General features: G+C 39.8%; 7 protein-coding genes. All 7 read right to left on the reverse strand.

Annotation, left to right across the window (positions count from 1 at the left end; genetic code table 11):
* Positions 1 to 3 precede the first annotated feature (3 nt).
* Positions 4 to 516, reverse strand: a complete 513-nt coding sequence (locus FJU10_RS17600) for a hypothetical protein (RefSeq protein ID WP_140966559.1) — start codon at positions 514 to 516, stop codon at positions 4 to 6.
* On the reverse strand, positions 513 to 1,016 hold the full coding sequence (locus tag FJU10_RS17605) for a hypothetical protein (protein WP_140966560.1): 504 nt from the start codon (positions 1,014 to 1,016) through the stop codon (positions 513 to 515). The genes FJU10_RS17600 and FJU10_RS17605 overlap by 4 nt, the downstream gene beginning before the upstream one ends.
* A gap of 12 nt (positions 1,017 to 1,028) precedes the next feature.
* Positions 1,029 to 1,304, reverse strand: a complete 276-nt coding sequence (locus tag FJU10_RS17610) for a hypothetical protein (protein ID WP_140966561.1) — start codon at positions 1,302 to 1,304, stop codon at positions 1,029 to 1,031.
* A 1-nt stretch (position 1,305) separates the two neighbouring features.
* Positions 1,306 to 1,743, reverse strand: coding sequence for a hypothetical protein (locus tag FJU10_RS17615; RefSeq protein WP_140966562.1), 438 nt, complete (start codon positions 1,741 to 1,743; stop codon positions 1,306 to 1,308).
* Between the two features lie 65 nt (positions 1,744 to 1,808).
* Positions 1,809 to 3,092, reverse strand: a complete 1,284-nt coding sequence (locus FJU10_RS17620; RefSeq protein WP_140966563.1) for a peptidoglycan DD-metalloendopeptidase family protein — start codon at positions 3,090 to 3,092, stop codon at positions 1,809 to 1,811.
* Between the two features lie 215 nt (positions 3,093 to 3,307).
* Positions 3,308 to 6,553, reverse strand: a complete 3,246-nt coding sequence (locus FJU10_RS17625) for a SpaA isopeptide-forming pilin-related protein (protein WP_140966565.1) — start codon at positions 6,551 to 6,553, stop codon at positions 3,308 to 3,310.
* Positions 6,554 to 7,080: 527 nt separating this feature from the next.
* A complete protein-coding gene (locus FJU10_RS17630; protein WP_140966564.1) occupies positions 7,081 to 7,440 on the reverse strand; it encodes a hypothetical protein in 360 nt (119 codons plus the stop codon).
* Positions 7,441 to 7,894 lie beyond the last annotated feature (454 nt).

A 7,894-nucleotide genomic window follows, 5' to 3' on the forward strand; every position in this document is an offset into this window, starting at 1 on the left:
CTTTCATAAATTTAGCCGTTCTTCTTTTAAGTCAAACAGGTCATTCAATTGTTGTTCAAGTTCTTCCCGATCAAGGGTTGCCTCTTCTTGTAAAGCCTCTATTTCTTTTTCAGCCGCCTGTATTTGAAGGGTCAGCTGTTCGTATAAAACGATTTTTTTCTCAAGTTCAATACTGTTGATCTGGGTATTGATTTGTTTCGCCTCATCCAATTCTCCTACTTTCAAGTAACAATACCCAACGATGGCCAACCGTTCAGGATCATTTGAGAAAGCTTCGGTTTGTTCTTCATAAGCTGAAACAGCACCACTATAGTTATTTTGCAAAATAGCCAAATCAAATGAACCAAATGTTGTTTCGTGTTCTTCGTGAAAATCGCGAAAGCGTCGTAACGTCGCTTCTGAGCGATTGTCCAGCGCATAGTAATAGAAAAAAGTTTCTGTTTTTTGTTGTTCTTTGGGGTACAGCTGATAGGCTTCCTCAAATTGTTGTTGGTCGATAAGCTCTTCATACGTCAAGGTTTGACCTTCAGTAAAAAAACTTGGTTCACACCAAAGCCAAGAACGACAAGTAGTGCTAGTGATATAAAAGCCATTCCCACGCCATAAAGCCACTTGGTCGGGTTCTGTTTATTTTCTGCTTTTTCTTTTGGTATTCGCTCTTTCTTTCGTTTTGGCTTTTTTTCTTTTTTAGGTTTGACCGTCTTTATTTCAGGAACATCTTCTAAGCTATTTTTGAATGATTCTGAAAATTGATTGATCACTTCCTCTGAAGCACCTTTACCTTCTAGAAATTCTTCAACTAATTCCCACCAGTCAAAATCAAAAACCGGCAAGGAAAGCTGCGATCGTAGGACGACTCGTTCATCTTGAATCAATTCATAGTGGAATATGACGTCAATACCTTCCATATCTACTTCTTCGTTTTTTTTGAAAAGCATTCGATTCGCTTCTTTTAATGACATGGTTTTCGGACAAGCCATGGATAATCCTTCTACTTCTATAAATCGACAGTCCATTAAAAATACCTCCTATGCCATATCAACCTCCCGATCGTACACGATCGTATACGGTCGATTTTTGGAAAATTTGATCCGACGTTCCTTATTATTGATGGTAAGAACGTAGAAGTCGTCTATTCCTTCCTCAAAGAAGGTATAGTCATTCTTCTTACACGAAAATTTCTTTTGAATCGAACGATTTTTTAGCCAGTCTTCTATATTCAATGCGGGTAAAATGACCGATTGTAGTGAATAGTCGGCTACAATGCCTAAGACAAATGTGCTAATTAAAACGAACCCTTCCATATCATTTAGATCCTTTCTTTTTCCTCTTTTGAGACGCTTCATTTAGCTGGTTTAAACTATACAAATCTTCTCGTGATATTTCTTGAGTATCCGAGACGGTATATTCGAACCAGCCCTGCCGCGCCCATGACTCATCGGGATTAAATTTTGCCTTCGTTTTCTTCTTATTGATTGGCACCATGACTTCGATTGGATCAATCGGAACCTGCCGAATATCTTCTACTAAAACGTAGGTATTATGATTGCTTTTCGTGATCAACCCGATTCGATCGACTTCAGTCAAGGTTTCCTGCGTCACTAAGCCGTTTCGAATCAATTCTGATACTTTGTTTAAACTCAATTGGATAGAGCGTAATCGCTCAAATTTTGCGGTGAAGGTCAATCGGACTTCCTTTCCGACGGTTAAATAGAGGACTTTTTCTTCTGTGGTTTCGGTCATGTGTTTTTTCCTTTCTTTTAGAAATAAAAAAAGAAAGCACCGAAGTACTTTCTTTTGGGTAACGCTTAATTTGGTAAGACAGTCATCGGATCGATCAACTGATCCTGTGCCAAGCTTGGCGATAAACTCACTTCAAAATGCAAGTGAGGACCGGTACTGTTTCCGGTACTGCCCATGGAAGCAATGATTTCGCCTTGCTCAACGGTTTGACCAACGGTCACTAAGTTTTGGTTGTTGTGGGCATAAAGTGTTGTTAGCCCGTTCTCGTGTTCAATGGCAACGTAATTGCCCCATGACGCATGGTATTCAGATCGAATCACGGTTCCTGCAAGGCTGGCGAAAATTGGTGTGCCTAATGGTGCCGCAAAATCGACGCCTCGATGAAATCCTCCCCCACGTGGGCCAAAGGACGAGGAGACGACTGGATTCAACACAGGGTGGATCATTTCGTCAGTGCCTTCTGGTAATTCAGCTTTTTCTTTGTCATAGCTAGTCAATGCGTAGGCTTCAATTAGGGCGTTTAACTTCTCGCCATATTGCGTGTCCGTCGCATACCGTCCGGTTAAAAATTCTGTTGCGTCTTCATAGGATTCCGTTTCTGACTTCCAGGTACCTTTATAAAAGTCGTGATCATGCGCTAAGCCCTCTTTTAAAAGCTTCGCATAATCTTTGAAGGTCGCTTCGTAATCTTCATACTGACGAAACGTTGCATCGATCGTATACAGATTCCCTGATCCATCATCCTCTTGCGTTCTGAAGGTAACACCCTTTCCTTCATACGTCCCTTTGATCCCAAAAAGGTTATGGTATGGGGCTTGGCTTAACTTACTTTGACCGCTGGCAGATTCAAGAATCGCTTGGGCGATCATGACCGAGCCGTAGAGGTCTTCTTCTAAACCGATTTTTCGTGCATCTTCGCCAATTTCTTTAATGAAATCCCACGTTTCCTTGACAGGATTGATTTCAATGACCGTTGATTGATTGGCATCAGCTGGCGTGCTTTCTGCTAGCTCTGGTAAGGTCGGACGTTGATTTTCAACGGGTGCTGGTTTCGCTTCTTCTTTTGGCGGCTCAACCGGTGTCGGTTCTTCTGGTTTCGGCGCAGGTTTTGGTTCTTCATGTGTTTCTTCTGGAACTTCCGGCACAACAGGACCTTCTTCAACAGGTGGATTCACCGGTTCGGTTGGTGTTTCTTCAGGGGTTTCACTTGGTTGTGACTCCTGGTCTTCAGGAGTAGCCGGTGATTGTTCTGCAGTTGGTGTTGATTCTGCTATATCCTCTGGACCAACAAGTGCTGCTGAAGCTGGAAGAGATGTTAAAAACTGGCTGCAGACCAGTGCAAGTGCGATCCATTTTTTTGTTGTTTCACTAAAAAATCCTCCTTTTTTCCTCTCTTATCATACCGAAGATAAAAGGCAATGTGTAATCAATTTTTTCACTCTCGTATGAAATAATGGTGAAACTTGAAAATGTTGAGTGATTAGACGTGGAGTATGAATACTTTTAGTCAATCTTCATTTTCAAAAAAGAGCTGCAAGGATCTTTTATCCTTGCAGCCATGTGCTTACGCTTGTTTCTTACGGAAGATGTAGAATCCACCGACAATACTTACAATGCTCACACCTAGTACAGTTAGAATCATACCAGCCGTGCTTCCTGTTTTCGGTAGTTCCCCTTCACGTTTTGGTGCGACAAAATAAACCGTTTGATCCATGTTCTCTAAATCAACCTCACGGCCAACTTCTTCCTCTTGTTCTTCATCATAGTAAAGGACATGAGTGGCAGTCATTTCGTCGCCATCTTTCATGGTGTTTGCCGGTAAATCAAGGAAAATAGACAATTCATCATCTTTGCTTTTTGCTGTCCATTGCGTTGTATCACGGCTGACAACTTCACCAGTTAAGCGATTCACGTATTCAGTTACGATCGTATAGGTGTGACCAATTTCAATGGCGTCCCCTTTGATCCATACTTTGTCTTCCAATCGGTTATCGATCGTAGGATCCACGATTTTCTTACCATCAACCGTCGCAAACAATGTCGTAATTTCTAAGTCTTCACGTTCGTTCACGACTTCTAATACAATCAATTCACCGTCGTTTTCGACAGTAACGGAGAAGTCAATGTCTTCTTCTAATTCAAGGTACCCTGGTAATGGTTGCCCTTCAACGAATTTATACTCTCCGTAAGGTAATCCTTCAAGTGAAATCATTCCTTCTTCGTCCGTTAAGAACGCATCAACCAGCGTTTCAGACCCATCTTTTTCAATTTGGTATAAATTGAATGGTACATTCGCTAAAGGTTGTTCGTTCAAGTGATCGCGTTTGATCAATTGGACGTCTTGACGTGCTAAACGATTCGGCACTTCAATTCGGATCATCCCGTCAGAATCTTCTTGCGTCACACTGAAGACGATTGGTTCTTCAAGTAAAACATACCCTTCTGGCGCTTTTACTTCATGCAATTCATAGCGATCAACGCCCCATGCAAGGCTTTCGGTTGTGACGATCTCACCTTTTTCGTTTGTTTCAAAGACGTCGGTACTTTCCGTATCATTCGGACGCTGCATCGATACGAACGCCCCTTCGCCATCATTTGCCCAGGTATCAAAGATTTTGAATTGTGCGCCGGCATAAGGAATGTTTTCACCGGTTTCTTCATCGACTTTGACAATGTGCAAACGAGACTCAATGATTCGGTCTTCCAGTAAGAAGAAGTGCGTATAACCGTCTTCTGAGATAGTAACATCGAAAGGTTCAATCAATAGATAGCCATCCGGACCTTTTGTTTCTGAAATCGTATAGGTATCATACGGCAGGTTTTCAAAACGGAAGAAGCCGTTCTCGCCTGTCATAACCACATGTTCTTGTCCTGTTGCGTGAGCAGTTGCGGTCAATTCAACCCCTTCTAAAGGAGGTTTAATGTCTTGGTTGGTTCCTGAGATTTGTTCCAATATGTCTGCTAACGAGTTTGGAATCAATGGACGAGAACCGAATTTGTAGCCTTCAATATGCCCTTTGATTACACGATCTGGGACAGTACGGCTGTGAATTGCAACTGTTTCATTTTGACCAGCGTACATTAGTTGAACTTCGTGTTTCGTTGGATCCAAAGTGTATCCTTCAGGCGCTTCTACTTCTTGTAGGAAATATGTGCCTAGTTTCAAGCCTTTGATTTCTGCTTGAGAAATCCCGTCAACGTTACCCATCGTCAAGGTTGCGACGAAGTTTCCGTCTGCATCCGTCAAGTCATATTTCGCACCAAAGAGCGTTGCGGCACCTTGTGGGGCGTTTCCTGTTTCTTCATCTTCTTTGATGACCGTCAGATTCGCCAGCTGTTCTTTATTATCAAATCGAACAGTGATTGTCTCATTGGTCCGAATCGTCAATGTTTGTGGGTTTGAATTTAAAATATACCCATTTGGTGCTTTGATTTCAGTAATGGTTACCGTTGTATCCACCATAAGGTTTTCCCAACGCGCTTTTCCATCTGCACCGGTGGTAAGTTCTTTTTCTTGTCCATCGGACGTTACAAAACGGAAAACAGCACCCGCAAGTGGGAGACCCGTTTCTTCGTCGACTTTCAAGACTTCAGCATGACCTTCTTTTAGTACGTCAATGTTAAGATTCACTGTCATCGGGTCTTCTAAATGCAAGACACTTACTCTTTGGTAGTTTCCAACTTGATAGACTAATGCTGCATTTGCGAATTCTTTCGGAATTCTAGCAATCGATACTGTACCATTCGTAATTGAATTGGCATTTGCGGTAATATGGAGACGATTTCCTTCTTGACGAAGCGTGACATTTGCGGTGTTTGTCAGGTTGTCCATTGCATAATTAGCAAAAACACCATTTGTATCTGTAATGGTAACTGTTTCTCCAACTTTTACCGTTACCCGTTGGTTATGGAAGCTTGGCCGAGTGTTGTATTTGGAAATCTCTGACTCAACAAATTGTTTGCGACTTGCATAGTTAGATACAGTCGTAGATAATGTTTCTCCACCAAATAATTCCCACAACATTTGTTGGACTGCCACATATTGTGTATCTGATTTATCAGAATTCCCGTACCAGCCAAAATAAGCTGTCAAGGAAAGTCTATCTCTTAACGCCGCATTTGAAACAACCTGATTTAAGTTCTCTTGCGTCGCACCACTGCCCAATCCAGCTGGAACACCTTCCTCTATACAAAAGGCAATCTGACCTGTTTCTCGAATTCGAAACATATAAAACCTGTCATGTAGAAAATTATTCCCATTAGGAAGATTTCTCCATAAACGATGATCGATCGTTCGTGCATTTTCAATCGTAAAACCTGTAGAACGAGTAAAGTTTTGTTTTAACCGAGCATATTCTTCTGATTTTGCTAACATTTCCTCTTGTTCTGACGTGCTTTTTGCATTCTCTAGGATATAATCCATTGTGTAACGATCGTCAAAGTTATCCGTTACATTGACTTCTTCTGTATCCTCAAGTGGTTTAACTTCAGTTCCTGAAGGCAAAATAAAAAGTGAATCACCAATTGTCTCTACGACTGGTAATTCACTGGCATCTGGACTATCATTAGCACGTGCATTTTCCGATTGTAAACCGGCACTTCTTATTATGTCATCTATTGCTTCATCGGAACGGAACGGCTTTACCTCCGATGGTGGTGCTTCCTTCTGCTCTTCCTCTTCGTTTTCGGCGACTGCCGTCATCCTGTTGTACTCTATGTGATCTGCTACAGCTAGACCAGGCGACACAAACAGTTGCCCCATTGTAAACAACAAAGCTAGAAACGTCGTCACTTTCTTAAATTTCTTCATCTTCAATTTAATTTCCTCCTGATTGTTTGATTACTTTGTCTAATCAAACTTGGAGCATGGCGCACGAATCATGCTTCACCCACATTTCTTATTATTGATCAAAAAAAAGGCGGAAATAATTTCGCCTTTAGCTTTAAAATCTATTTTAATGGAGATCTACTGGATAATTTAATACTTCACCGTTCAATCAGAACAATGGCTTTATTGTTGGACACAATCCCTAAAAATTACTTTCTGCATCCATTTTCTTGTCCACCTATACACATTACTCCATACAATGTGGTATACTCCATATCATTGTTTTTCTAGTAGGGTATCACGATACAATTCTTAATCAGAAGTTGCTTCCACACTCCTTTGACAAAAAGTGACAAAAGGTTGGTTTCCATAAGTTCTTGATCGCAATCAATAAGATCAACAATCATTACACCATACGTATTCCCTTCACCGACTAGTTCTCAATTGAATGTTTTATTTCCTTCATACAGACCCACTCTTTTTCTTGAAAGATCTTATATACTTTTAAACTAAAAAAGAAGATTATCAATTCGACTCTTCATTCCTTCAACAAAATATCTCAAAAAATATACAGAATTTCTACAGTTATGCTGAGTATAGTCTAGTTGCTTTTCAAAAAATTCTCTAAACAAGCTTTCTAAAGACGTTTCACCATATAAATTGATATTAGCACTTATCTTTTCATTGCCATGATCACGTTCGAAAAGTAATAATTGCCAGCAATTGTCTAAAGAGTTAACAACTATATACTCCACCTCTATACTATAATTTTTTTCGAATAGCAATCTATGAGCATACTTCTGAATGAGAGGATTATCATCCATTAGTCTTTCAATTTCTCTTTTTAAATTATCTTCATCTTTTCTCATATTATTTTTCTTATTTATATTAGTATCATTAGGATCGGTTTTTCCGACTTCCTATTTTCATCGAAGATTTCTTGGAAGACTGCTTTTCCGACTTCCTTAGTTTCCAAAAGATTTTTAAAATCATCGTACTTCTGAGTTAAAGAAATTTGATACTTTTTCAGAAAATATTTGATATTACCAATATCACAATTAAAGTTTTGTGCTAAGCTCAGATTGCAGTTATTCTCAAAATCCTCCAAACATTCACTTTGACAAACTTTCTCGTTCTCAATACTTTTTCTATCGATTTCCTTAATTATTAATGATTTAGAAATAAATTTTCGTATATCTGTATTTAAATCTATTAGATGCAAATAAGTTTTATTTACTAAATTTCTTCCTTGCCTTTTTTCAGATAGAAGATCAAATGCTATTAGCTCTTTTTTTAATTTTCATAGTTTTATCTCTTCCCCAC

The sequence above is a fragment of the Enterococcus sp. OL5 genome (genome assembly GCF_006491895.1).
In the GTDB taxonomy this organism is placed as follows: Bacteria; Bacillota; Bacilli; order Lactobacillales; family Enterococcaceae; genus Enterococcus_D; species Enterococcus_D innesii.

What these genes read in the sequence shown, in the direction of transcription:
- FJU10_RS17630 (WP_140966564.1), bottom strand. Translation starts at nt 7,440, where the DNA reads ATGAGAAAAGATGAAGATAATTTAAAAAGAGAAATTGAAAGACTAATG.
- FJU10_RS17605 (WP_140966560.1), bottom strand. Translation starts at nt 1,016, where the DNA reads ATGGACTGTCGATTTATAGAAGTAGAAGGATTATCCATGGCTTGTCCG.
- FJU10_RS17625 (WP_140966565.1), bottom strand. Translation starts at nt 6,553, where the DNA reads ATGAAGAAATTTAAGAAAGTGACGACGTTTCTAGCTTTGTTGTTTACA.
- FJU10_RS17615 (WP_140966562.1), bottom strand. Translation starts at nt 1,743, where the DNA reads ATGACCGAAACCACAGAAGAAAAAGTCCTCTATTTAACCGTCGGAAAG.
- FJU10_RS17610 (WP_140966561.1), bottom strand. Translation starts at nt 1,304, where the DNA reads ATGGAAGGGTTCGTTTTAATTAGCACATTTGTCTTAGGCATTGTAGCC.